Origin of the sequence: Serratia sp. AXJ-M (assembly GCF_046531865.1) — a bacterium.
Lineage (GTDB): Bacteria > Pseudomonadota > Gammaproteobacteria > Enterobacterales > Enterobacteriaceae > Serratia > Serratia liquefaciens.
In genome coordinates, this window is the sequence record NZ_CP059394.1 from 973,014 (window position 1) to 994,376 (window position 21,363).

At 54.0% G+C, this 21,363-nt stretch carries 23 protein-coding genes; 14 read left to right on the forward strand and 9 right to left on the reverse strand.

Translation table 11 applies throughout. The features are described from left to right. Positions 1 to 212 precede the first annotated feature (212 nt). Entirely contained in the window at positions 213 to 1,331 is a 1,119-nt protein-coding gene (locus tag H0S68_RS04525; protein WP_142815818.1) for a DUF1615 domain-containing protein, read from the forward strand. A gap of 99 nt (positions 1,332 to 1,430) precedes the next feature. Here H0S68_RS04525 and H0S68_RS04530 read toward each other — a convergent pair whose 3' ends face one another. Then, the gene (locus H0S68_RS04530) at positions 1,431 to 3,107 is read right to left on the reverse strand and encodes an alpha-keto acid decarboxylase family protein (RefSeq protein ID WP_142815817.1); all 1,677 of its coding nucleotides are present in this window, start codon (positions 3,105 to 3,107) and stop codon (positions 1,431 to 1,433) included. Between the two features lie 813 nt (positions 3,108 to 3,920). Between H0S68_RS04530 and pagP the strand changes: the two genes are divergently transcribed. The 3 genes from pagP (at position 3,921) to H0S68_RS04545 (ending at position 5,626) form a co-directional block, all read left to right on the forward strand. Beyond that, the gene (gene pagP, locus H0S68_RS04535) at positions 3,921 to 4,514 is read left to right on the forward strand and encodes a lipid IV(A) palmitoyltransferase PagP (RefSeq protein ID WP_170868519.1); all 594 of its coding nucleotides are present in this window, start codon (positions 3,921 to 3,923) and stop codon (positions 4,512 to 4,514) included. Between the two features lie 250 nt (positions 4,515 to 4,764). Continuing rightward, positions 4,765 to 5,250 carry a DUF2501 domain-containing protein gene (locus H0S68_RS04540; protein ID WP_020825399.1) on the forward strand — a complete coding sequence of 162 codons (486 nt, stop codon included), beginning with the start codon at positions 4,765 to 4,767 and terminating at the stop codon, positions 5,248 to 5,250. Positions 5,251 to 5,362: 112 nt separating this feature from the next. Next, positions 5,363 to 5,626, forward strand: a complete 264-nt coding sequence (locus tag H0S68_RS04545) for a DUF333 domain-containing protein (protein WP_020825400.1) — start codon at positions 5,363 to 5,365, stop codon at positions 5,624 to 5,626. A gap of 9 nt (positions 5,627 to 5,635) precedes the next feature. Here H0S68_RS04545 and H0S68_RS04550 read toward each other — a convergent pair whose 3' ends face one another. Together H0S68_RS04550 and H0S68_RS04555 are read right to left on the reverse strand one after the other, a co-directional pair. Then, positions 5,636 to 6,253 carry a hypothetical protein gene (locus tag H0S68_RS04550; protein ID WP_410529189.1) on the reverse strand — a complete coding sequence of 206 codons (618 nt, stop codon included), beginning with the start codon at positions 6,251 to 6,253 and terminating at the stop codon, positions 5,636 to 5,638. Positions 6,254 to 6,359: 106 nt separating this feature from the next. Then, on the reverse strand, positions 6,360 to 7,049 hold the full coding sequence (locus tag H0S68_RS04555) for a ZIP family metal transporter (RefSeq protein WP_020825402.1): 690 nt from the start codon (positions 7,047 to 7,049) through the stop codon (positions 6,360 to 6,362). Between the two features lie 133 nt (positions 7,050 to 7,182). On the opposite strand from H0S68_RS04555, the gene H0S68_RS04560 reads away from it, so the two are divergent. Both H0S68_RS04560 and H0S68_RS04565 read left to right on the forward strand, forming a co-directional pair. Further along, on the forward strand, positions 7,183 to 7,950 hold the full coding sequence (locus tag H0S68_RS04560; protein ID WP_410529190.1) for a DeoR/GlpR family DNA-binding transcription regulator: 768 nt from the start codon (positions 7,183 to 7,185) through the stop codon (positions 7,948 to 7,950). A gap of 16 nt (positions 7,951 to 7,966) precedes the next feature. Further along, positions 7,967 to 8,350 (forward strand): VOC family protein, encoded by a 384-nt coding sequence (locus H0S68_RS04565; protein WP_020825404.1) that lies wholly within the window; start codon positions 7,967 to 7,969, stop codon positions 8,348 to 8,350. On the opposite strand, the gene H0S68_RS04570 is transcribed toward H0S68_RS04565, so the two are convergent. Next, positions 8,351 to 9,259, reverse strand: a complete 909-nt coding sequence (locus H0S68_RS04570; RefSeq protein ID WP_020825405.1) for a LysR family transcriptional regulator — start codon at positions 9,257 to 9,259, stop codon at positions 8,351 to 8,353. It abuts the gene before it with no gap. A 129-nt stretch (positions 9,260 to 9,388) separates the two neighbouring features. On the opposite strand from H0S68_RS04570, the gene H0S68_RS04575 reads away from it, so the two are divergent. The 6 genes from H0S68_RS04575 (at position 9,389) to H0S68_RS04600 (ending at position 14,031) form a co-directional block, all read left to right on the forward strand. Further along, positions 9,389 to 10,270, forward strand: coding sequence for a pirin family protein (locus H0S68_RS04575; protein WP_142815814.1), 882 nt, complete (start codon positions 9,389 to 9,391; stop codon positions 10,268 to 10,270). A 137-nt stretch (positions 10,271 to 10,407) separates the two neighbouring features. Further along, entirely contained in the window at positions 10,408 to 11,034 is a 627-nt protein-coding gene (gene ycaC, locus H0S68_RS04580; protein WP_115059919.1) for an isochorismate family cysteine hydrolase YcaC, read from the forward strand. 432 nt (positions 11,035 to 11,466) lie between these two features. Continuing rightward, positions 11,467 to 12,636: a type I restriction endonuclease gene (locus H0S68_RS04585; RefSeq protein WP_262255068.1), complete on the forward strand. Its 1,170-nt coding sequence runs from the start codon at positions 11,467 to 11,469 to the stop codon at positions 12,634 to 12,636. 198 nt (positions 12,637 to 12,834) lie between these two features. Continuing rightward, entirely contained in the window at positions 12,835 to 13,167 is a 333-nt protein-coding gene (locus H0S68_RS04590; RefSeq protein ID WP_410529191.1) for a hypothetical protein, read from the forward strand. A gap of 61 nt (positions 13,168 to 13,228) precedes the next feature. Then, complete coding sequence (locus tag H0S68_RS04595; RefSeq protein WP_046374396.1) at positions 13,229 to 13,681, forward strand: thiol-disulfide oxidoreductase DCC family protein; 453 nt, start codon at positions 13,229 to 13,231, stop codon at positions 13,679 to 13,681. 86 nt (positions 13,682 to 13,767) lie between these two features. Then, entirely contained in the window at positions 13,768 to 14,031 is a 264-nt protein-coding gene (locus H0S68_RS04600) for a hypothetical protein (RefSeq protein ID WP_046374395.1), read from the forward strand. Here H0S68_RS04600 and H0S68_RS04605 read toward each other — a convergent pair. The 3 genes from H0S68_RS04605 to H0S68_RS04615 form a co-directional block, all read right to left on the reverse strand. Further along, a complete protein-coding gene (locus H0S68_RS04605; RefSeq protein ID WP_128864395.1) occupies positions 14,019 to 14,570 on the reverse strand; it encodes a GNAT family N-acetyltransferase in 552 nt (183 codons plus the stop codon). The two genes, H0S68_RS04600 and H0S68_RS04605, sit on opposite strands and share 13 nt — an antisense overlap. A gap of 101 nt (positions 14,571 to 14,671) precedes the next feature. Further along, the gene (locus H0S68_RS04610) at positions 14,672 to 15,424 is read right to left on the reverse strand and encodes a DUF2076 domain-containing protein (protein ID WP_259219118.1); all 753 of its coding nucleotides are present in this window, start codon (positions 15,422 to 15,424) and stop codon (positions 14,672 to 14,674) included. 126 nt (positions 15,425 to 15,550) lie between these two features. Continuing rightward, entirely contained in the window at positions 15,551 to 16,336 is a 786-nt protein-coding gene (locus tag H0S68_RS04615) for a helix-turn-helix transcriptional regulator (RefSeq protein WP_129982452.1), read from the reverse strand. 118 nt (positions 16,337 to 16,454) lie between these two features. Between H0S68_RS04615 and H0S68_RS04620 the strand changes: the two genes are divergently transcribed. Further along, positions 16,455 to 17,225, forward strand: coding sequence for a class I SAM-dependent methyltransferase (locus tag H0S68_RS04620; protein WP_128864397.1), 771 nt, complete (start codon positions 16,455 to 16,457; stop codon positions 17,223 to 17,225). Positions 17,226 to 17,338: 113 nt separating this feature from the next. On the opposite strand, the gene aqpZ is transcribed toward H0S68_RS04620, so the two are convergent. Continuing rightward, entirely contained in the window at positions 17,339 to 18,034 is a 696-nt protein-coding gene (aqpZ, locus tag H0S68_RS04625) for an aquaporin Z (RefSeq protein ID WP_041414261.1), read from the reverse strand. Positions 18,035 to 18,481: 447 nt separating this feature from the next. On the opposite strand from aqpZ, the gene H0S68_RS04630 reads away from it, so the two are divergent. After that, complete coding sequence (locus H0S68_RS04630; protein WP_116691200.1) at positions 18,482 to 19,846, forward strand: esterase-like activity of phytase family protein; 1,365 nt, start codon at positions 18,482 to 18,484, stop codon at positions 19,844 to 19,846. A 56-nt stretch (positions 19,847 to 19,902) separates the two neighbouring features. On the opposite strand, the gene H0S68_RS04635 is transcribed toward H0S68_RS04630, so the two are convergent. Further along, positions 19,903 to 21,078, reverse strand: coding sequence for a low temperature requirement protein A (locus H0S68_RS04635; RefSeq protein WP_115059910.1), 1,176 nt, complete (start codon positions 21,076 to 21,078; stop codon positions 19,903 to 19,905). Between the last annotated feature and the right edge of the window lie 285 nt (positions 21,079 to 21,363).

Here is a 21,363-nt window from a genome sequence, read left to right on the forward strand (position 1 = left end):
ACATGTTTATCGGTTCGTTGAAAATGCCCGCGATCATGAAAGGTGTGATTAGAAGTGAGCAAGGCAAGATGCTTAACCCCACGGTCATTCCTTTAAGGTGTATTTCCTGGCAAACGCCTGCTCTCAGCTCCGGATCAACACATTTAGACTGGATCGGGGTCCGCTGCTGGGCTAACGTCACTGCAGTGTATGTCAAAACGATCAGGGAAAAGATGCCAATTCGCCGTTTTATCAACCCGATGACCTTGCGTCCGTTGAGCCTGGCCGCGCTGCTGGTGCTGGCCGGTTGTACCACGAAAACCACCACGACTTCACCGGTGCAACGCCCGGCTGACGTCAAAGCTCAACTGGTGCGTTTGATGCCGGCTAACACCGCCGATCGCCAGGGCTGGGCCACCGATATCACCGCCGCTTTTGCCGCACAGGGTATCGAGCCCAGCGACCAAAACCTGTGTTCAGTGCTGGCGGTAACCGAGCAGGAGTCGACCTTCCAGGCCAATCCGCCGGTGCCAGGGCTGCCCAAAATCGCCTGGAAAGAGATCGACCGCCGCGCTGATCAGTTGCATATTCCCAACTTTTTGGTGCATACCGCTTTGCTGATCAAGTCATCGAACGGCAAGAGCTACAGCGAGCGTTTGGATAAGGTTCGCACCGAAAAAGACCTGAGCGATATCTTTGACGATATGATTGATTCGGTGCCGATGGGGCAAAAGCTGTTTGGCAGCCTGAACCCGGTGCATACCGCCGGGCCGATGCAGGTCAGCATCGCCTTTGCCGAAGCGCATGCCAAAGGTTATCCGTATCCGATCGACGGCTCGATCCGCCGTGAAGTGTTCACCCGCCGCGGCGGCATGTATTTCGGCATTGCCCACCTGTTGGGTTACCCGGCTGACTACAGCCAGCCGATCTACCGCTTCGCCGACTTCAATGCCGGTTGGTACGCCAGCCGCAACGCCGCTTTCCAAAGTGCGGTCAGCCGCACGACGGGCATTCCGTTGGCACTGGATGGCGACTTGATTAACTACGGCACCGACAAACCCGGCACCACCGAGCTGGCGGTGCGTACCCTCGGCAAGCGGCTCAATATGAGCGACTCGGCAATTCGCCGGGCGCTGGAGAAGGGGGACCTGCCCGAATTTGCCGATACCGACCTGTATGAGCGAGTGTATGCGCTGGCAGAGAAAACCACCGGCAAGAAACTGCCGCGGGAAATGCTGCCAGGCATTCAGTTGGAAAGCCCGAAAATCACCCGTAAGCTGACCACCGCCTGGTTTGCCAAACGGGTGGATGAGCGGCGCCAACGCTGCATGACGCGCGCTTCGGCAGGTTAAACCTGCGGCAACACCCGCTGCTGCAAAGTTTGCAGCGGCAGGTGGTGCAAGGTCTGGAGGGATCCGCCGCGCATTGAGCTACGGCGGATGTTGACGCGGTTAAGCGCGACGCGGGTTGGTCAAGCCGAAGTTAAAGTTATTGCAGCGGTTGCAGAATTCCTTCATCACCGGCGGGGTGTCCATCATCGGCACCTTAACTTCGATAAAGGCCAGCCGCTCCTGACGCGAGGCGTGTTCCAGCGCCAATTCCAACTGGTGGGTAGTTTCTACCGCCACGCTGAACGGTTTCGCCTGGGTATTGAGCACCGCCGGCAGTTTGGCGTAGTCCCAGGGGCCGATATCGTTGTACGACGAGTTCTCGCCAAGAATATAACGTTCGATGGTGTAACCATCATTGTTAATCAAGAAGATAATCGGCTTCTGATCGTAGCGCAGCAGGGTGGAAACTTCCTGAGCGGTCAGTTGGAAAGAACCGTCGCCAATGAACAGCAGATGCCGGCGGTCTGGTGCGGCCATCATGGTCCCCAGCAGCGCCGGCAGGGTATAGCCAATCGAGCCCCAGATCGGTTGATTGACCACCTGAACACCATCCGGCATACGCATGCCGCCAATCGCCGCGCCTGAGGTGCCATTCTCCACCACAATTACGTCATCGGCGCGAATAAAGCGTTGTATGCGTTGCCATAAATAAGCCTGATCGATAGGGGCATCGCTGGGCGTTGCCAACCGATGCCGCGCTTCAGGCAGGGGTGTCGGCGGGTGGCCTGTTACCTCTTCACCCAGTGCCAGCAGCGCCTGCAACAGGTCGGCGGTCGCCACTGCCGGGTAAGAGGTGGTGCCCAGCTTCACGGAGAACGGCTGAATATCAATTTGCGCGTCAGCCGGGATCTGGTGCGAAAAATACCCGGTTGTGGAGTCCACCAGGCGAACGCCAAAGCTCAGCACGCAGTCGGCGTGCGCCATATGTTCATAGAGTTCGGGGCGCGAAAGGTTGCCGCTGTAACCGCCGATCCAACCCGGCGTGGTTTCCGGAATGATGCATTTGGCCGTCGGCATATTGGTGAGGGGGATGGCGAATTTATGTGCGACCTCGATCACTAATTGCTGCAGTTGAAAGCGATCCACCATTTGGTCGACCAGAATAATCGATTTCTTTGCCTGTTTTATTCGCGCCAGCAATGCCATGGCCGCCAACTGGACATTATATTGGTCGCTGGCTGGCAATTGCGGCGCGACCATTGCCTGAGTGATTTCAATTTCCACATCACAAATATCAGAAGGTAACTGTAAATAAACCGGTTTCTTTTCCGTCCAGGCACGGGAAATAACGCGAGGGATCTCCATAGCCGCATTTTCTGGCGTGATCAACGCTTGGGCGACGGTGAATTGTTTAAAACAGTTCATGACGTTATCAAAATTGCCGTCCGCCAGCGTGTGGTGCAGCAGCTCATGATTTTTCATTGCGTGCAGCGGCGGGGTACCGGCCAGGCAGACAACCGGTGCGGACTCGGCGTAAGCCCCGGCAATGCCGGACAGCGCGGCCAGATCGCCGACGCCGTAGGTGGTGATCAGTGCCCCAGCCCCTTTTAACCGTGCATAACCGTCGGCCGCGTAGGATGCATTCAGCTCATTGCAGTTGCCAATAAATTCGATATTGCTGTCGTGCTCGATCAATTCCAGCAGCGCCAGATTATAGTCGCCGGGTACGCCATAAATACGATCGATGTTCAGGGTGCGGAGCTGTTGCAGGATGAATGCCCCGATAGTGATTTTCATGTGTTTCTCCGGATTTTTTATCTTTCTTTTATCAGGCAGAGAGCAGCAAGTAACTTGCTGGCGATGTTGTGTTATGAGCAATTCAATAAACGTTCAGCCCTTGCAGACCGGGTCATGCTCGTTAGCTTTAACAATTATTTAAACTATCGGCTTGTTCAAGTTGAGCGGGGCGCATGAGAGGGTAGTTTGTTGTATTTGCGGGTTTACGTTGGGGGTGAGGGGGATTAACCGCAGCGATGTTGTGGGTGGTATTTTTCACCAAATGTAATAGATATGTGAAATATGGCGACTGTGGCCGGAACATGGCGCACGGGATGATCACCGGTACTTTTGCCTGCCGCTAAAAATGACGGTGGGAAGTCATCCGTTTTCGCCGTTGCAGGTCTCTAAAACAGCGTTGTAACTGCAAATTTACAGTCGTGTCGCCTGACAGGGCCTTGAGCTTATTGAGATTGCCGCAAAACGGGGGGAGAGAACCCACGAAAAGCGTGACGGCGATTACAGTTGCTCCTTGGGCGGCAGTAAAGATTTCGCTACGTTCAGAGCAGGAAAGAAGTTCTCTGGCAGGCTGGTGAGCCACCGGGTTTTACTTCGGCAGCGGCATTATTGCGGAGTATTCCGACAGACGGTGCATAGGGAGCGCAGTAGCCTGAGCGCCCGGAGTCGACCCGCCGGGCGCGTTTCCCTTTATCTGCGGCTAAACTTAACCAAGTGACAACGAGGTAGGAGAAAGCAGTTGGATAAATAAGATACAGCTTGATCTTGATGGGTCGATCGGTAAGAATCGCCGGCCTTATTTTTTACAGGAGTTTGATGATGTTTTTTAAACGGACAATTTTGGCTTGCTCAGTGGCGCTGCTATTTCCTGCACTACCTTCTTACGCTGAGGTTGGTGCAGAAAATGGCAGCGCGGCGCAGGCTGAAAAACCGGGGTTGTGGCAGCGTTTCACCGATAACGTGGCGGAAACCTGGAACAACTCGCCGAATAAAGACATTTATCTGCCGGCCATCACCTGGCATAACCGCTGGACTTACGACGACGAACATATCGATAAGTACAACGAGCGCCCCTGGGGCGCCGGCTATGGTATTTCGCGTTACGACAGCGACGGTGACTGGCACGGTATCTATCTGATGGCATTCAAAGATTCATTCAATAAGTGGGAGCCGATCGGCGGTTACGCTTATGAGAAGATCTGGCGTCCTTTGGACGACAAGGACTTCCGACTGGGTCTGGGCTTCACCGCCAGTGTCACTGCGCGAGATAACTGGAATTACATTCCTATCCCGGCCCCGCTGCCTTTGGCTTCTATCGGTTATAAGCGTCTGACCTTCCAGGCCACTTATATTCCTGGCACCTATAATAACGGCAACGTGTTCTTCGCCTGGCTGCGTTGGCAGTTCTGATCCCCAGCGGGTCGCCCAGTTTGGTGGCCCATAGCCCCCCGAGCTGTACATTCCTCGCTCAAAAAATTACCTGAATTCTGAAAAAACGCCGTATTGCCGGCTAAAAGGAACTTGTCGCCGTGGGTGGCGTCCCAAGAGGTGACCCGGCGCATTGCGCTGATTGCACACGATTCGCCCATCCGCTTTCTCCTGTTGCCAATGGCAAGGGGGGATGCTGAAAAGATGGCGAGATAAACAGGAGCTTTACCCCATGAACACCAAGCATCGTTTACTGCTGGCGCTGACATTGACTTCCGCCATGACTTGCGGCGCCGCTCAGGCAGCCGGCCTGATGGATTCCCTCAGCAGCGCGGCCGGTGAACTGAGTAAATCGGGTGGCAGCACCAGTGGCACTTCACTGTCTTCCCTGACCGGTTTACTGAACGGTGGCGACAAAGCGCTGAGCTCCAGCAGCATGACCAACGCGGCCGGCATCTTGCAGTACTGCGTGAAAAATAACGTCCTGTCGGCCAACGGCACCGAAGCGGTGAAAGACCAACTGCTGAGCAAATTGGGCATCACCAGCACGGAGAACGCCAAAAGCCAGGACTACCAGCAAGGGCTGGGCGGTCTGCTGAAAACCGGCGAAGGCAAGAGTCTGGATCTGAACAGCCTGGGCACTTCGCAAATCACTGAAAAAGTGAAGCAAAAAGCCTGTGATTTGGTCCTGAAACAGGGCGCGTCCTTTATTTCCTGATAGCCTGAACGGCGGTATGCTCCGGCTGCCGCCGTTTTTAACTTTCCCCGCCGTATTTCAAACGGGCCGGCTATCTGCGACGTGAAATAGACCGGGAGTGGTAAGAGAAAAAATGAAAAAAATTCTGATGGTTTCCCTGCTGGCAGGGATGGCGATATTACAGGGCTGCAGCATGAAATCTAACGATGCGCCACCGCCGCCGCAGGTAAAACCAATTGGCATGGCGAACCCGGCGGACGTGTATTGCACCAAGATCGGCGGCAAGCTGAACGCCAAGCAAAATGCTGACGGCCAGTATTCCACCTGTACCTTGCCGAACGGTCAGGAAATCGAAAGCTGGGAATTATTCCGCCGCGATCATCCGGTGAAGAAATAAGCCTCGCGATTAAAACTCGCGGTCGCTGATCGGCTGGTATTGCACACTGCCGTCCGTTTGCAGTTTCAGCGACAGCCGCCAACCCTGATGACGACTCAGGGTGAAAGGTTTGGAGCGGAAGTTACAGCCGGTTTTGATGTTTTTAATTTTCATCACGTATTCCCCGGCCGGGTTGGTTTTGATATTAAAACTGCCGGCTGCGGGAATAAAAACTTCCGCCAAACGCTGTGGCGCACCCGGCGTCTCCAGTTTGACCAACACCGCAAAATTGTTGTTTTGATTATCCAGCGTCAGTTGTTGCAGTGGGTTGGCGGCTTTGCCTTCCGGCTGATGCAGGTAGCCAGCCGAAAGAGGCCAGGGTTGCCCGGCATTGTCATGCAGCGGGCCACCACACTGTTCGCGTGCTTCGCGCATCGGCATTTCACGCTGGATGGCCCGGTTGTAATCTGTGGTAGCCGTCGCGACAAACTCATCGTCATTTTGATCGGCTCGCAGATAGCGTTTGGCGCTGAAAACCCCTGCGGCAATCAGCATAAAGAAGATAAAAATCGTCAGGCGGCTCCTGAAAATGCCCCCAAACAGCCTGCCCGGCAATTGAAATAGCCACTTCGCAATTTTTGACAGCATCCTTTTCCCTTAGCGCCCAAGCCGTTACGTTCTGCGGTAACCTTGCTCGCCTCAGTATAGCCAAATCACTTGGGGTGAGGTAATAACCCCGTAAAATTCCTGAGTTTTAACCCATCCCTTCTTCCAGCAGCAACAGCAGTAAAAAACCGACAAAAAACATCGCGGTGGCGAGCGGGGTATCTTTACCTCCTTCATGCGCCTCAACCAGCAACTCCTCCGTGACCAGATAGAGCAAGGCAATCAGGCCGAAGGCCAGAAACGCGGTTAGCCAGAATGCCCCCAGCATGGCAATCGGCGCACCCAGCATACCGCCTAGTGGCAACAGCAGAGCCAGGCCGCCAATCGCCAGCATGGCTTTTATCCGTCGGCCGAAAAAATCACGTAAATCGCCCACGATCGACAGCCCCAGAAACAGCACTTCCAACGTTAGCGCGAGCGTCAATAACAGGCCCGCTTTTGCACCGGCAGCGAAGGCGATGCCCAGCACCAGGCCATCGATAAAAATATCCACGCCGACGGTTGCCACAAAGCCCACCGGCCCCTGAGCCCGTTCGCCCAAACGCCTGACCAGCAGCATCATCAGCACACCTGCGGCACCACCGAGCAGTACTGCCCAGGGCGATTGTTGCTTGAGGTCGGGCAGAATTTCGGTCGCGGCCGCGGCAAAGACGATACCAGCGGTAAAGTGATGAATGATGCGCATGGCGGCATCGCCAGGGCGGCGGTACAGCGCGATGGCGGCGCCGATGACGGTCGCTGCGGCGGGGAATAAGGTATAAAGCACGGCTGAGGTCATCAATAGTCCTTTATTTGAGACGTAAAGTTTCAGTCTAGCCCAGCGCTGCCCTTTCGTAGCGTTGCATAAAAATTTGTACGTTTATGCACGTTTGTGTACATTCGTGATCACTTGTTCGTCATCGAGAAGCCGAATGTCCAAAATGTTGCCCAATCAGCGCCACGACGCGATCCTCGCTACCTTGCAGCAGCAGGGGCGAGTGCTGGCGGTTGAAATGGCGGAACGCCTGAACACCACCGAAGCCACCATTCGGCGCGATCTGCGCCAGTTGGCGGCACAAAACCTGTGTAAACGCATTTATGGCGGTGCGCTGGCACCCACGCCGGCAACCGGCCCTATCAGCGCAAGGCTGCAATTGAGCGGTGACGAGAAGCAGGCACTGGCGCTGGCTGCGCTGGCATTGGTCAAGAAAGGGCAGGTTATTTTCCTCGATGCCGGCAGTACCCACCTTTATTTGGCCGAGCTGTTGCCGCGCGATTTGCGGCTGACGGTGGTGACTAACGCATTGACTATTGCCGGCAAAATGCTGGAACAGCCGGGGATCCGCACGATTTTAATCGGCGGCGAGCTGGATGCCGACATTGGCGGCTGTGTGGACGCCAAGGCGGTACAGGAAATCGACGATTTTTACTTTGACCTCGCTTTCGTCGGCATTTGTGCTTATGACCCGGGCTGCGGTTTCTCGGCGCTGAATTATCAGGATGCCCAGTTCAAGAAGCGTCTGCTGGCGCGGTCAGGCAACTTGGCGGTGCTATGCACCGGCGACAAACTCAACACCTATGCCCCCTACAGCTTTTTGCCCGCCCATCGGGTCGATTATTTAGTCACGCCGCCTGGCCGTCATCCGCAGCTCGAACAGCAGATCACGCACAGTGGCGGCAAAGTATTGTACAGCGATTAACCCATTGGAGACTGAGATGAAAATAGCCCATGTTGCACTCTGGACCCGCGATATTGATGCCCAGGTGACGTTCTGGCAGCGGTACTTTGACGGCGTTGCCGGGGAACAATACGTTAGCCGGAACCGTCCTGGGTTTGTTTCCCGCTTTGTCAGCCTTGCGGCGGGGCCAACGCTGGAGATCATGAGTTTGCCGGATCTGCTGTCAGCGGAGCAGGCCAGTGAACGTGTGGGTTGGGCGCATATTGCTTTGTCGGTGGGAGAGGAAAGCCGTGTCGATCAGTTGGCGCAGCGCGCGCAGCAGGAGGGGATCCTGCAGGCGGCGCCACGCTGGACAGGGGACGGTTTTTATGAGGCGATCATCCGTGATCCGGACGGTAACGCCATCGAAATCACCGCCTGATCACTCCTCTTCGATGCTGGCGAACTGCTGCCCCAAATAGTCGAGCAGCAGCCGCACCGCCGGCAGCAGGCCGCGGCGTGACGGGTAAACCGCATGCACCACGCCGCCCTGCGGTTGCCAACCCGGCAGCAACTGCACCAACTCACCGCGCAGCATATCGTCACGCATCATCATTGACGGCAATTGCACGATCCCTGCACCGGCAATCGCCGCAGTTCGCAGCATCAGCATATCGTCCGTCACCAGCCGTGGCCTGTGTTCCCACTCCATTTTTTCTCCCTGCGGCCCGGTCAACTGCCACAGGTGCTGTGCGCGTGCCGGACCGAGATCCAGGGTGGGGTATTTATGCAGCTCTTCCGGTTTTTCCACTGGGCCCAGGGTTCGAACCAGCGCCGGGCTGGCGGCGATGCACCAGGTGCGCTGCGCCAAAATTTTCAGCACCAAATCGCTGTCTTCCAGCGGCGGCGGCCGCACGCGGATGGCCAGATCCAGGCCTTCACCCACCACATCTACCCGGCGATTAGTCGCTTCCAGATGCACCGTGACCTTCGGGTAATCGGCCATAAAGGCCGCCACCATGCTACCGACCCGGGTGTGCAGAATGGCCACCGGGCAAGTCATGCGCACCGTGCCACAGGGTTCGGCGCGGGTTTGTTCGATGGCTTGCTGTGCGGCATCGGCTTCTACCAGCATGGCCTTGCAGTGCGCATAGTAATTCAGACCGACGTCGGTGACGGAAAACCGTCGCGTCGAGCGTTGGATCAGGCGTACGCCCAGGCGTTCTTCCAGTAGCGCTATGCGTCGACTCAGTTTGGACTTGGGGATACCCAACGCCCGGCCGGCGGGGGCGAAGCCCTGATGGTCGACTACGCTGGCGAAATAAAACAGATCGTTCAAATCGGTGAACATCGCCTGTCCTTGTCATCGTTCTATATGTAGAACACTGAGTGTACATCTTGCCTACTACTGCGGCAAACGCCGCAGGATTAAACTTCTGACATCAACTTAAGGTCGTGAGACCTGAAACAGGAGTTCAAGATGAAAAAGATCCTCGGTATTTACAACAGCCCTGAAGCCCACTGGGTCGGCAACGGTTTCCTGGTGAATTCGCTGTTCTCCTATAACGATTTGGGGGCAGAAATGAGCCCGTTCCTGCTGTTGGATCATGCTGCGCCAACCAAGTTCCGCTCTGCCTCCGGCACCCGTGGTGTGGGTCAGCATCCGCATCGCGGGTTTGAAACGGTGACCATCGTCTACCAAGGCGAAGTGGAGCACCGTGATTCCACTGGCAGCGGCGGGGTGATTGGCCCCGGTGACGTACAGTGGATGACCGCCGCCTCGGGTATTTTGCACGAAGAGTTCCATTCACGGGATTTCTCGCGCAACGGCGGCACCATGGAAATGGTTCAGCTATGGGTAAACCTGCCGGCCAAGGACAAAATGGCTGAGCCGGGTTACCAGACGCTGCTGAATGCGGATATCCCGGTGGTTCCACTGGCGGATGGCGCAGGCCAGGTGCGGGTGATTGCCGGTAACTTCGGCGGCCACACCGGTCCGGCACGTACTTTTAGCCCGCTTAATGTCTGGGACATGAAGCTGAATGCCGGTCATACCACCACGTTGACGGTGGAGGAAGGGCATACGCTGGCGCTGGTGATACTGCATGGCGCGATTCATGTTAACGGTGAAGAAGTGGTGCGCGAAACCCAAATGGTCAGGTTTGACCGTGCAGGGGATTCAATCACCCTCGAAGCCAACAATGATGTCAGCTTGCTGGTACTGAGCGGTGAGCCGATCGATGAGCCTATCGTCGGTTATGGCCCGTTCGTGATGAACAGCGACGCGGAAATCCAGCAGGCCTTCCGTGACTTCAACGGCGGCAAGTTCGGCAGCATGACGGCAGAGAAGCACGCCGGCTAAGCCCTCACCGCACACCTTAGAGCCGATCCGGAAAAACACCTCCGGATCCGGTTCTACACTTAGGTAACCTCTGCACTTTGGCCTCTTGGCCAAGGCAACTTTTAACCGCAATAATCAACACCCCACAGGAGTAAACCATGACTGCAAATTACAAACGCCTCGATAAGGATCAGGCTGCCGTTTTGCTGGTGGATCATCAGGCAGGGCTGCTTTCACTGGTACGCGATATCGATCCCGATCGTTTTAAAAACAACGTACTGGCACTGGGTGATTTAGCGAAGTATTTTAACCTGCCGACTATTTTGACCACCAGCTTCGAAGACGGCCCCAACGGCCCGCTGGTCCCTGAACTCAAAGCTCAATTCCCCGATGCACCCTTTATTCCACGCCCTGGGCAGATAAATGCCTGGGATAACGACGACTTCGTCAAGGCAGTGAAAGCCACCGGCCGCAAACAGTTAATTATCGCCGGTGTCGTCACCGAAGTGTGCGTGGCCTTCCCGGCGTTGTCTGCCCTGAACGAAGGTTTCGAAGTGTTCGTAGTCACCGATGCTTCCGGCACCTTCAACGAGCTGACGCGTCAATCGGCCTGGAGCCGTATGGAAGCCGAAGGCGCGCAACTGATGACCTGGTTTGGCGTCGCGTGTGAGCTGCACCGTGACTGGCGCAACGATGTCGAAGGGCTGGGGGCCTTGTTCTCCAACCACATTCCCGATTACCGCAACCTGATGACCAGCTACAGCACGCTGACCAAAGGCAAGTAACTCCCCCGGAGCGCAGCCCACAGCTGCGCCCCGTTTGAGCCAGATTACGTGAGAATGCATATCTGAAGTCTTTTAGTAGATAAACCCATTCATTCGCCTTCCGTCCTGTAATTATCCTGCCCTGCAGCCCATCATTTTGAAAAAATATCGTGTAAATAATGAAATTTAATTGTGTTTGAAATTATTTAATTTCTATAAATACTTTTGGTTTAAAAATACCTGACCGATTATTTTGAACTCGGTATTAATATTGATTTAATGCCTTTGATTAAAGCAGTAGTGTTCTGCTATATATTTAATGTTTAAAGTTATTTAATTCAATAAATAAAACAGCCAGCGGTCTATAAGGTCGTGCTGTGGGAAAGAACAAAACTTTCTGTAAGCCTGATTTTAAGAGATGAAGAATGTCTAACACAGCAAGAGGGATGGTTGATGAATGCATTCAGAGATAAGCTTAAAGCGCATGTGCATCATGTGTCCGCGGTCGGTCAGCATTGCAATACAGAAGAAACGACAAAGCAGGCTTTAATTTTACCCTTATTGGAGATCCTAGGTTTCCATCCTTATGATCCCACAAAAGTAAAAGCAGAATATGGTGCTGATTTTCCAGGAGTTAAGGTCGGTGAACGGGTCGATTATTCTCTTTTTTGCCATGCCGTACCGGTCATGTTTATTGAGGCAAAGTCCTTCAATCAAAACTTAACAAATCACAGCCCGCAGCTATCACGTTACTTTAATGCCACACCTGAAGTCACGGTTTCTGCGATCACCAACGGTAAAGAATGGCGTTTCTTTACCGACCTGAAAGATAAAAATATTATGGATGATACGCCCTTCCTAAAAATAGATTTTAATGATTTAAACGACTCTGATATTGAACAGCTTTATAGATTTAGACATGATCAATTTCAGCCGGAAGCCCTGAGGACGCTGGCTGAGGAGAGCATTTATCTGACATCATTCACTAAAACAATCAGTGCTAGCCTGAGAGACGTAGACTTGGACTTTGTCAGGTATGTGGCGAACAGATCCAATGTTCAACGCCAACTTAACCAGCGTTTTCTAGAGACTATCACTCCTTTGGTCCGTCTGGCCGTTGAGAAAGCGGTGAGTGCTATGGTGGTATCTGGACTGTCTGTGACGTCTGAAAATAAAGCGCTATCCGAAGAGAGCGGCGAAGGCGAGCAAAACAATAACGCAGACCCGTTAGCGCCGATCACTGATCCAGAAAACAGCAAGATAGTTACTACTTATGCTGAAAGAGCTTTATTCGATAATGTGGCGATGATTCTGGGTGAGAGTGCAGATTTAACAGCAAAAGATACGGAAAGTTATTACAGCATTCTGGTACAGGGCAAAACCACTCGCTGGATCCTTCGTTATTTTGATAATAAACAAAGGCCTACAGTTCTGCTCCCCTTGGAAATTAATGAGGAAAGACATGCGGAAATTGTCCGTGCAGGTTTGGAGCTTGCCGCAGGAGGGCACATCATTATCGATCGACCTGAGAATATCTTGCGGCTCACGGGGTTGATTATCGACTCCTACCATTATTGTATTGATGATGAGAACTTCAGGCAGAAGAAAAAAACGCAGGGATGAGTTTTTTTCATAACGTACTTGCAAGGCGTTAACAATAAAAATTTTCCCTAATGCCTTTACACAATCCTTAAGCTTTCATCACGTTAGCGGAGGGATGTAAGCAAAGATCATTGGGATGCAAAAGTCGTGAAAAGCGGCTTTCTCATCGGCCGGGGGCGGGGTAGGTTAGGCCCAATCCCGGCAAATGAGATCGACAACATGAAAAATGCAATCAAAGTACTGACGCTTCCTGTGCTGGCTACCGTGACGCTGTTCAGCGTTAGCGCACTTTCCGCTCCGGCTCCGGTAGAAAAAAACGTCCCTCCTGCAGAACCGCAGTTCCGCTTACCTCCTTTCCCTGGTGGGCATATGCCTAAACCGGGCTTCTGCCACGGCGGTGAGCTGTTCTGTGCGACTTCCGCCAGCGATAATCCCACTGAAACCATCAATAAGCTGACTTCGGTGATCCCCGCCGGTAACGCCAAGCATTACGAAGTACGAATCTCGGTAGTGGCATTGCCGGATACGCCACCTGCGTCCCCAGCGCCGTAAGCGGCCCCGCTGGTTCTGAAGGGGAATGCGCGTTAGTCTGGGGTAAACCTCAGGAGGCAGGATGAATCCGTCAACGCTCCCCCCTTATCTCCAGCCCGGTGACCGGGTGCTGTTATTCGATGGCGAATGTAATTTGTGTCACGGGCTGGTGAGATTTTTGATTCGTGCCGATCGACAGGGCAAGATCCTGTTGGCCACGGTGCAATCCGAAGAAGGTCAGGCAATCCTGAATTGGCTGGCCTTGCCTACCGACCGTTTTGACTCCATCGTCTATCTTGAACCGGGCCGACATTGGTTGCGTTCGGCGGCGTTTTTTCAGGCGTTGCGTCAGCTTGGCTGGCCATTTCGCCTGTTGGCGCTGGCGCGCTTTTTGCCGCAGCGCCTGGCGGATAGGTTTTACAATGCAGTGGCGAGCAATCGCTATAGGTTATTTGGCCGCAATGCTGGCACGGCGTTGCCTGGAGAGGTTTTGCCGGGGCGTTATCTGCGTCATCGTCGTGAGCAATCTCGCTGAGCTTTACGCTTCTTTACCCTTTAATCGATTGAATTATCATCATTCCGCCCCAATATAGTGGAACGTTCAGCTAAAAAGGAGCGCGTATGGGGATCAGTGAAGAAGAGTACATCCGCCGTTTGAGTCAGGAGAAGAATGCGGTGGGAAATACGGCAAAATGGGTGGCGATTGTCTCCGCTATTTATTTCGCCCTTATGGTGTTTTACGGCCACCCGATCGGCGTGCTGACCATGTCCGGGCTAATTTTTATTGTCTCAACCACCACCTGGTTGAAGAAGCGCCAAAAGGTTAAGTCCTACCGTCGGGCGCTGGCGAAGATCAATGATGAACCGCCGGTTCAGCAGCCCTGATACTCACTGCGCGTAATGCTGTAAACCAGGCTTGGCGTATCGCCGGGCACGTCATCCAGAGTATCGACCAAACGTAACCCTGCTTTTTCCAGCACGCGGCATGAGGCCAGATTTTTTTCGCGCACGATAGCCGAAATTTCTGTCAACCGCAGATGCTTGAAACCATACTCCAGCGAGGCCTGCGCCAACTCAGTGGCCAAGCCGCTGCCCCAAACCTGCGTATCAAAACGATAGCCCAAGTTCACCGTCCGCTGAGCCCCAAGCGGCCGCCAGGACAACCCGCCAAAGCCAATGACCCATTCCGGCTGCTCACGCAGTGCAATTGCCCAGGAACCATAGCCGTGTTGCGCCCAATTTTCGATCCGCCCCGTCAGCGCCAATCGTGCCTGTTCTTCGCTGGCGATGGGGCCTGCGGGATTAAAACGCTGGGTGTCGGGATCGCCAAAAATGGCGTAAAAACGCGGCAAATCGTCGGCCACCGGCGGACGCATCAACAGGCGAGGGCTTGCATAGGGGGCGATAGGGTTCATCTTCGGCATAGCTTGCGTAACCTGCTGTGATTGGACAGGTTTAACTGTAGACCAGCGGTGCGGAAGAAGAAACAGAAACCCCCCTCTCCAGGTGGAAAGGGGGGGAAGGATCAGATAAACGAATCGTCGTCGCTGTAGTCGTCGTCGGCGAAATCGGTGTTATCGTCGTTTTGATAATCCGCGTTCTGGAAGCCGTTATCTTGGTTGAGGAAGCGGCTATCACCGCCGTTGTTAAAGGTATCGAGATTGTTGGACGCGTCGAAATTATTCATCGCGCTGTCATCCACCGGTGTTGCCGGCGTTTCATCGATAATATTAACAATTTCCTGTGGTTGTGAATGGCGGAACATACCGGTCAACATGTCGGCCAGCACCACACCGCCCGCCACGCCGGCGGCAGTCTGCAATGCCCCGCCGAGGAACCCGCCGGCACGTGAAGGTGCTGCTTGCTGCGGTTGGCTGTAGGCTGGTTGCTGCTGTTGAGCATAGCCCGCCTGCGGCTGGTTGTTCCATGCCGCGTTATTCTGCTGTTGCGCCTGATACCGCTCGCGCGGGCTTGGCGCGTTGCGATTACCGCCACCAAACAGCCCGGCCAGAAAGCCGCCGCTGCTTTGTTGGTTGGCGTTATTTTGCTGTTGCTGGGCAATCTGGCTCTCCAGATCCTTCACCCGCTGGTCGAGCTGCTTCAGCGCCGCTTCCTGAATGATCATCGCCTGAGCCATGTAATAAGGTGCGGAAGGCTGTTCGCGGATGTGTTGGTTGATTTGCTGCTCTGCCTGGAGATCCCTCTGGCCCGTCTTGGTCTCGGCTTCTTTCAAACGGCCAAACAGACCATCGATAAGACGTTGTTCTTCGGATTGCATAGGATTACCTCTAGGAGATGAATAACGATACTGGATGATAGATATCATCGGTAACTGTCACCCTAGCGCGTTTAGATGAACCAATAAATAAATGGCAGGTAAACCTGTTTATGAATTTGTTACCCGTTACGTCAGAGGGATCAGCATCACCAGTTTCAGACCGCTATTTTCCGATGGATTAAACGTCAGTTGACGATAGCGCAGCTCCCCGTGTTGCACATGAGAGAAGGTACGCTCGCCCCCCTCGCGTGCCAGTACGTCATGCTGTTTCCACCAGTGATGGAAGGCTTCGCTGTTGTGCGTCATGTTGCGCACGAAAGCGCGCATCTCTTCGGTATTTTGATGGTGGCTGGTTTCGGCACGAAACTCGGCGACCACGCGGCGTGCCCGTTCCTCCCAGTCGCTGACCAGCGTTTTGGCTAACGGGTGGAAAAACATAAAGTGCAGCAGATTGGGCGTAGCGGCTTGGCCCAGCCAACCACAGAACAGGCTTTCCGCCGCCGGGTTCCAGGCGACGATATTCCAGGTGATATCCAGCAGGTAGCAAGGCACCGTCACCTGGTTAACGCTTTGCAGCACCGCGCTGTTGTCGGCTTCGTGAGGCTGTTCCTGTTCGGGGTCTGCGACTCGCGCCAGGGTAAACAGGTAGTGGCGCTCGGCATGCCCTAACCGCAGTGCTTTGGCGATACGCGCCAGCGTATGCGGCGAGATGGATACCTCGCGGCCTTGCTCGATCCAGGTATACCAGGTGGCGCTGATACCGCTGATTTGCGCCAGCTCTTCACGGCGCAGTCCACTGGTGCGGCGGCGTGGTGCGGTGGGTAAACCCAGCATTTCCGGCGTGATGCGTTCACGGTGCGCACGCAGGAAAGCGCCGAGGGCTTTGGGGCCGGATAAGGCTTCAGATTGCATAGGCTGGTACCTGTTCATACTAGGATAACTGCTCATATTGTACCCGTATATTAAGCTGATTATAGTAATAAAAAAGCCATCCGGCACCGGCGCAAGCCAGACAAAAAAGGAAGCACATATGAGCAACAGCAACAGCCATAAAAATGCGGTCGACCGTCAATTTGGTGAGCAGGCCAGCGCCTATCTGACCAGCGCAGTTCATGCACAGGGGAAGGATCTGCAGCGACTGGCGCAGTTGCTGGAGCCTTATCCCGATGCCAGGCTGCTGGATCTGGGGTGTGGGGCCGGGCATGCCAGCTTTACCGCCGCAGCGAAAGTGGCTCAGGTTGTGGCCTACGATTTGTCGGCGCAAATGCTGGCGGTAGTGAGCCAGGCCGCGGTAGAGAAAGGTTTCAATAATATTCAGGTGCAGCAGGGCGTCGCGGAATCACTGCCGTTTGAGGACGCCAGCTTCGATCTGGTGATTAGCCGCTATTCGGCCCACCATTGGCATGATGTCGGCCAGGCGCTGCGCGAAGTGCGCCGGGTGTTGAAACCGGGCGGCAGAGCGATCTTTATGGATGTGGTCTCACCGGGGCATCCGCTGCTGGATATCTATCTGCAAACCGTTGAGGTGCTGCGTGACACTTCGCATGTCCGCAATTATGCGCCGGGCGAATGGTTGGGGTTACTGACTGAATCAGGGCTGCTGGTAAGGGAAGTGACGTCGGACAGGTTATATCTGGAATTCAGCAGTTGGGTAGCGCGTATGCGTACGCCGGAGCATTTCATTACCGCGATCCGAGCGTTGCAACAGGGGGTTTCTGAAGAGGTGCTGCAGCATTTTGCCATTCAGCCGGACGGCTCATTCACCAGCGATATTATGATGTTTGAGGCGGTCAGAGGGTAAATAATTTCAGGGCAGCCTATATACCCTCTATCTTTACGATTACCGCGTGTTAGCGATAACCGGAAGTCCATTGGATATAGCGGCTGCCCTGACAGAACATTACCGGGTATAAATTACTTCTTGTCTTCCAACAGGCAGCGATAAATCAGGCCGCCGATAGCACCACCAACTAATGGCACCAGCCAGAATACCCAAAGCTGTTGCAATGCCCAGGTTCCCTGGAATATTGCTACACCGGTACTGCGTGCCGGGTTAACAGAAGTATTGGTTACCGGAATACTGATCAGGTGGATCAGCGTTAATGTCAAACCGATGGCCAGCGGAGCAAATCCTGCCGGTGCACGTTTATCTGTCACGCCATGAATAACGATCAGGAAGAATGCGGTCAATACCAATTCAATAACAATCGCGGATTGCAGAGAATAACCGCCCGGTGAATGTTCACCGTAACCGTTGGAAGCAAAGCCGCCGCCGGTAGGATCAAAACCTGCTTTGCCGCTGGCGATCAAATACAACACCGCCGCTGCAGCAATCCCGCCAATCACTTGAGCAATCACGTAGGGAATAACGTCTTTCGCGGCGAAGCGACCACCGGCAAATAAACCTACGGTAACGGCCGGGTTAAAGTGCCCGCCAGAAATATGGCCAACGGCATAAGCCATAGTGACTACAGTCAGACCAAAAGCGAGTGCGACACCAAGAAAACCAATACCCAGTTGTGGGAATGCAGCTGCTAATACTGCGCTACCACAACCACCGAACACCAACCAAAATGTGCCAAAAAATTCGGCAAAAAGTCGCTTTGACATAGATTCCATCCCACGGAAAATACTAACGGGCGTTAGCACTAAAAACTATAGAACACCTTTTTAAATTAATGCAGGTTTCTATAAGTAATTTCTTAATGCACCTTGAGTAACAGCGGGTATTAAATCCCCGGGAATTAATTTTGTCTATGCGACTTCATCCCTATTCTTAGGTTTTTCGTGCGTTTGCTGTTTTTTTTATCGCTGTTATAAGAATTTACCCTAAGCTTAGCTGGTATAGGTATTTTTAGCGGAAAATAGCTATGGTTAAATTTGATTTTCTATCTGTTTTTTCCATTCGAATTGTCTGCGTTAATTGCTAATTCCTATTTGCCATATTTAATTATTGCTGCAATTCATAGCATTAGGTCCGTTTGTCATCAGGCTGTCATGTAAGACTAATACCTTAGCAAGCTGCCAACTCTACCCCCATAACACTGAGCCAACATCATGAAAATAAAATCAGTTTCGCTGTTAATCAGCGCGTTGTTCCCCCTGTTTTCTTATGCTGCCACCGACGTTGAAGTGGCGCGTTATATTGTCAGTTTTCCGGGTGGCGAACATGTGAGTTATCAGGGAGCATTCGCCAAGAATTTCCCGCAAGGATTACCGGTGGGTATCGGATCGGGCCTGGTATTCAATGGGCGTGAGGGTAAGGACTTGCTGTTAACGACGTTGACCGATCGCGGCCCGAATGCCGACGCGCCTGCGGTAGGCGATCAGGAAGCGAAAATCTTCGCTAATCCGCAGTTTGTGCCGTTGCTGATGGACATTCGCGTTGGCGACGGCAAGGCGGTCGCCAGCAACTTGCGTCCGCTGCACGACCAGCAAGGCCCTATCAGCGGATTACCGCTACCGGCGGGGTTGATTGGTTCAACCAATGAAGTGGCGCTGAGCGACACGCTGAAAACGTTGGAAAGCGATCGACGTGGGCTGGATACCGAAGGCATCACGCCGGACGGTAAAGGCGGCTATTGGCTGTGTGATGAATATGGTCCGTTCCTGATCCATATCGACAATCAGGGCAAGATCCTCGCCAAATACGGCCCGACCCCGGAGCAGGGGGAGCAAGCGGTGGCCAGCGGGTTACCGAATATCATCAAGTGGCGCCAGCCGAACCGGGGCTTCGAAGGGATCACCCGTTTGCCGGACGGCCGCATTCTGGCTGCGGTGCAGAGTACGCTCGACGTCGACGGCAAGAGTAAAAACAAGGCGCAGTTTACGCGCTTGGTCAGTTTTGATCCGGCCAGCGGCAAAACGGCCATGTATGGCTATCCGATCGATATCGACAGCTATAAAAAAGCCAAAGACGCCAAGGTGGGTGACATCGTGGCGGTGGACAACCAACATATCCTGCTGGTTGAGCAGGGCAGCGATAAAGACAAGCAGATGATCAATAAGATCTATCTGGTCGATCTCAGCCAGGCGAGCGATCTGACGGCTTTCGACGGCCAAGGCAAGGCGCTGGAGTTTGACGATGCCAAAGATCTCGCCAAGCGCGGCGTGAAGCTGGCGCAGAAACGTGAAGTGGTGGATCTGCGTAAATTGGGTTGGCAACAGGAGAAGGTAGAGGGCCTGTCGCTAATTGACGATCGCACCCTGGCGGTGATTAACGATAACGATTTTGGCCTGCAGGCCAAGCTGGTGGACGCACAGCCCAAGGCCAAGAAAATCGGCGATTATCAGCTGGATAAACAGGGCAGCCTGAGCCTGGACGGCAAAGCGGTATCCACCCGTATCGAGCTGCAACCGCTGGAGAAACCGGAATCGCTTAGCGAGCTGTGGGTGCTGACGCTACCGCAACCGCTGAAGTAAATAAGGCAACAGGGGGCGACGTCTCAATAGCGCGCTGCCCCCTGTTTTCTGGTTTATCAGTGAACGCCGCCGGCCTGCGGCGTTCTGCCGCGTGAAATACTCTCCCACACCGCGACGGCCACCATAATCAGCGTGGTCAGGCCATTCACCATCAGTAAATCGGTGAGGTAGGCTATCGGCGCCAATACCGCCAAAGCGATCAATCCCACCAGGTGCGAAAGCGGGAACCGACGATACACCAACCGCTTGTAAAGTGCGTTGGCGAGCAGGTAAATCGCCGGGCCCAGCAGCAGCACTGCTGCCGTCACATTGTCGATATGGCCGTCAGGGTGGGCGATCACCAGTTCATTGGCAACGGCACAGACGATGATCGCGCCAACCAGCACCACGTGTACGTAATGGAAGTTAGCGCCCAGTTGGCCGGGGTTTTCCGCCTGGCTGATAGCATGGCTGCCGGCTTTGCTGCTGGTATCAAAATAGACCCACCACATCGCCAGGCTGCCGAGAAACGCCACCAGTGAGGCAATCAGCACCGGTGCGCTCCAGGACTCCATTTCGCTAAGGGTCGAACCGGTAATCAGAATGGTTTCCCCCAACGCTACGATCACGAATAGCTGGCAGCGTTCCGCCAGATGATGGCCTTCGATAGTCCATTCGCTGCTGCTGTCGGAGCGACCCAGCACCGGTAAGCGGAAGCCGAACATCGGCGAAACGTATTCGCACAATACGGCCAGAGCCCACAGCACCAGTCGGTTATGACCTTCCGCCAGGCCGCCAAGGATCCAGAACACCGCTGAAATACACATCCAGCCAAGAATACGGCGGAAGTTTTGTTTCAGTGGATGGCCGGCGGGCAGCAGGTTCAGCACCACGCACGATCGGCCCACCTGGATCGCCACGTAAAACAGCGCAAAAGTCAGCCCGCGTTCGCCAAAGGCCTGTGGCAGAGCAGAAGAAGCGAACAGGCCCAACAACATGATGCCAAACAGCAGAATACGGATAGGACGGGTATCCGGGTTAAACCAGTTGGTGACCCAGGCGGTGTATTGCCAGGCCAGCCAAACGGCGAACCACAGCAGCAGCGTTTCCACCGCGCCGGTCAGCGTCAGATGGTGCAGCAGGTAGTGGGAAAGTTGGGTAACGGCAAAAACGTAAATCAGATCGAACAGCAGTTCCGAAAACGAAACCGAAGCACCATGACCATCACGAACACGCAGTAAGGTTTGCGACATAGGGAGTCCTTCCATAATGATAACCTTCAGAAATAGCGTAGTTCAGTCGCGGTTGCGGGGAGAAGAATCTTAAAAGAGGCGGTTTTTATATTCCCTGGCCAAACGGACTTTAAATTGTCATCTGTCAGGGGTAGAGTGACGGTATAGACCCGCTTTGTCCTGCCAGAGACATACCTGCACGTACTTCCTCCTTATTTTCATCACAATGATTGATGTTCTTTACATTGGATTACGTCTGCTTTCATTGCCTGGTAGATAATTAACTCCACTGATACGAGAAAATAA